Source organism: Nereida ignava, assembly GCF_001049735.1.
Classification (GTDB): domain Bacteria; phylum Pseudomonadota; class Alphaproteobacteria; order Rhodobacterales; family Rhodobacteraceae; genus Nereida; species Nereida ignava.
The window spans coordinates 1-1,074 of sequence record NZ_CVPC01000054.1; the positions used below are offsets into that span (position 1 = coordinate 1).

Here is a 1,074-nt window from a genome sequence, read left to right on the forward strand (position 1 = left end):
GAAGGCGCTATGCCGGATTTGGTACGCGAGACCGCGCGCCTGTACTATCACCACATGGCTCAGCTGGCTCAGACAATCGCCACCTTGGAACGCCAAATGGCTGATGTGGCCAAAGAAGACGAAGGCATCCAGCGTCTCCGCACAATGCCGGGTGTTGGCCCGATCACAGCAGCGGCATTCCTTGCGTTCGCGCCGCCCATGGAAAGCTTCCGGCGTGGGCGCGACTTTGCAGCCTGGCTGGGCTTGGTGCCCAAACAACTCTCGACGGGTGGCAAAACCAAACTGGGTCGAATCAGTAAGATGGGCCAGTCCGATCTGAGGCGATTACTGATCACAGGAGCCACCGTATGCATCAGATGGGCGCGCTGGAAAGGTGTCAAACCCGACGGCTGGCTAGGGCGCTTACTTGAACGCAAAAAGGGCACGTTGGCTGCCGTCGCTCTGGCTAACAAAATGGCCCGCATTCTTTGGGCCATGGTCACGAAGAAACAGGATTATCGTGGTGGTTTGGTCGAGTATGCCTGACGCCGCGCAGAGGTTCGGAACGGTCGGCTCGCGCTGACAAATTCCGGAAAGTAAGGAGATCAAAGGACAATTATGGGCAAAAGCATCGGCTGATCCGCATCGGGAAAACCATATAGTAATCAAGGACACCAATAGTCCTCAAGATCGATTTGGACCTGAGGCGATCGAACTCCATAACGGCCCGTGGCGATCAGAGCCACATCTGACGAGGCCTGACACACGACCGATACCGATAAACTTGACCCAGAAAATGTCCCGAAATCACCTTGCGAAACCGGGAGCATCCACACACGATTGCTAGAGATCCCGTTTGCGGTTTGGATGCGCCAGCTTACAGATCCACCGTGTAATGTGGCTCTGCTAAGTTGCTCCTTTTGCAGTGCATAGATTGCGACACTACCAGTAATGCGCAGCATGTCTTGTCCCCAAATCGCACAATCACTGCTCTCAGGCGCTTGCACTTTCACAACATAAACATCCTCAGGATCACAGCTTTCCAGCAGCCCGAGTTGTCTTTTTCCAACTAAATTGATGATTACACTATTAGGC

General features: G+C 54.1%; 2 protein-coding genes. One reads left to right on the forward strand and one right to left on the reverse strand.

The window, feature by feature from the left end; genetic code table 11:
- Positions 1-525 (forward strand): IS110 family RNA-guided transposase (locus tag NIG5292_RS14245; protein WP_048600204.1); only part of this gene is annotated, 525 nt, incomplete at its 5' end.
- Between the two features lie 119 nt (positions 526-644).
- On the opposite strand, the gene NIG5292_RS15230 is transcribed toward NIG5292_RS14245, so the two are convergent.
- Positions 645-1,074 (reverse strand): hypothetical protein (locus NIG5292_RS15230; protein WP_233488244.1); only part of this gene is annotated, 430 nt, incomplete at its 5' end.